The organism is Streptomyces sp. 5-10, assembly GCF_014712245.1.
GTDB lineage: Bacteria > Actinomycetota > Actinomycetes > Streptomycetales > Streptomycetaceae > Streptomyces > Streptomyces violaceusniger.
In genome coordinates this window covers 1-2,278 of sequence record NZ_JACVYG010000181.1, presented here as the reverse complement: position 1 = coordinate 2,278, position 2,278 = coordinate 1, and the positions used below count along the sequence as shown (strand labels likewise).

Here is a 2,278-nt window from a genome sequence, read left to right as displayed (position 1 = left end):
GTGTCCCTCGCCTGGGGCCTGTGGGCACAGGCCAGCGGAATCACCCAGAACCTCAACGAGACCGATCTCGCCCGTATGGACAGGTTGGGGATCATTCCGATGGCCACTGAGGACGCCTTGGCGCTGTTCGATCGGTCGATGCATGCGGGCCGTGCTGGGGTGCTGCCCGTGCGGTTGGACCTCAAGGCATTCGGGGACCGGTCGATGCCCGTACCGACGGTGCTGCGTCAGTTGGTGCGCAGGCCAGTGCGGAAGGCAGTGGCCGGAAATGGCAGCGGCCTGGCCACCGAGTGGCGCGACCGGGTCGCCATGGTCGTTCCGGAAGAGCGGGAGCGGCTGGTGCTGGACCTGGTCCGTACGCACGTCGCGACGGTGCTGGGACGAACCGATCCGCACGGTATCGAGGAGAAGCGAGCGCTCAAGGAGCTGGGCTTCGACTCCCTCACCGCAGTCGAGCTACGGAACCAGCTCAGCAGCGTCACCGGGCTACGTCTGCCGACCACTCTGGTCTTCGACCATCCGACTCCAGCGGCCATTGCCAACGTGCTGCTCAAGCAGGTCGACGGGGCTCCGCAGACCACTGCGCAAGGCATCATGAGCGAGATCGACAAATTGGAAGCTTCCCTTGCCGGCATTGACTGGGCCGATGCCGAGGCGGCCGTCGTTTCCACGCGTCTACGCGGGCTCCTCACTAAGTGGGGCAGGAATTCTGAGTCGGATACCGAAGACCTCGGAACCGCGTCAGCCGATGAGCTATTCAGCATTCTCGACGGCGAGCTGGAACGTTAAGGATCTCCGGGCGTAAAGGAAGGCGGGATAGAACCATGTCGGTTGACGAGAAGACTCTCGATTATCTGCGGCGTGCTACGGCCGACCTTCGCGATGCCCGAGGGCGTCTGCGTGAGTTGGAAGACCGTGCGCACGAACCGATTGCCATCGTCGGCATGGCCTGCCGGTATCCGGGGAATGCCGCGTCGCCGGAGGAGCTCTGGACTCTGCTGGCCAACGGCGCAGACGCGCTCTCCGGTTTCCCTGCCGATCGTGGGTGGGAGCTGGAGGATCTGTACGACCCAGACCCGGGTCGGACTGGCAAGACCTATGCCGTGAGTGGCGGGTTCCTGCATGATGCGGCGGATTTCGATGCGGAGTTCTTCGGAATCTCCCCGCGTGAGGCACTGGCGATGGATCCTNCTTCGGAATCTCCCCGCGTGAGGCACTGGCGATGGATCCTCAGCAGCGGCTGCTGCTGGAGACGTCCTGGGAGGCCATGGAGACTGCTGGGATCAACCCTTCCGAGCTGAGCGAATCACCAGTCGGGGTATTCATCGGAGCCAATGGTCAGGACTACCTTTCGCGGTTCCAGGACGACGCCGAAGACGGTGATGGGTATCTTCTGACGGGTAACACGGCCAGTGCCATGTCCGGGCGCCTTGCCTATGTGTTCGGTCTTGAGGGTCCTGCGGTGACGGTGGATACGGCGTGTTCTTCGTCGCTGGTGGCACTGCATCAGGCGAGTGTGGCGCTGCGCAGTGGTGAGTGCTCGATGGCGCTGGCCGGTGGGGCGACAGTGATGTCCACACCCATCGCATTCGTGGAGTTCTCCCGGCAGCGTGGCCTGGCGGCCGACGGCCGCTGCAAGGCGTTCGCCGAGGCGGCGGATGGCACCGGCTGGGGTGAGGGTGTCGGTGTGTTGTTGTTGGAGCGGTTGTCGGATGCTCGGGCGCGGGGGCATCGGGTGTTGGCGGTGGTGCGTGGTTCGGCGGTGAATCAGGATGGGGCGTCGAATGGGTTGACGGCGCCGAATGGTCCATCGCAGGAGCGGGTGATTCGGCAGGCGCTGGCCAATGCCCGGTTGTCGGCGGCGGATGTGGATGCTGTCGAGGGTCATGGCACGGGCACGAAGCTCGGTGATCCCATCGAGGCGCACGCGTTGCTGGCCACCTATGGGCAAGGTCGGGAAGACGGTCGGCCGCTGTGGCTGGGAGCGTTGAAGTCCAACATCGGCCACACGCAGGCGGCTGCGGGTGTGGGTGGTGTGATCAAGATGGTCATGGCCCTGAACCGGGAGTTGCTGCCGCGCACGTTGCATGTGGATCGGCCGTCGTCGCATGTGGATTGGGATGCGGGCGCGGTGGAGTTGCTGACTGAGGCGGTGGCTTGGCCGCGTGGGGAGCGGGTGCGGCGGGCTGGTGTGTCGTCCTTTGGTGTGTCGGGGACGAATGCGCACGTCATCCTTGAGGAAGCGCCGGTGGAGGAGGCCTCGGGTGTGGAGGTGGTT

At 64.9% G+C, this 2,278-nt stretch carries 1 protein-coding gene and 1 pseudogene; both read left to right on the top strand.

All coding sequences use genetic code 11. From position 1 onward, the window contains the following. Nucleotides 1-789 (top strand): phosphopantetheine-binding protein (locus IEJ02_RS47685; protein WP_223865618.1); only part of this gene is annotated, 789 nt, incomplete at its 5' end. Nucleotides 790-824: 35 nt separating this feature from the next. Continuing rightward, a pseudogene (locus IEJ02_RS47680) lies at nt 825-2,278 on the top strand (type I polyketide synthase); the annotation flags it as partial.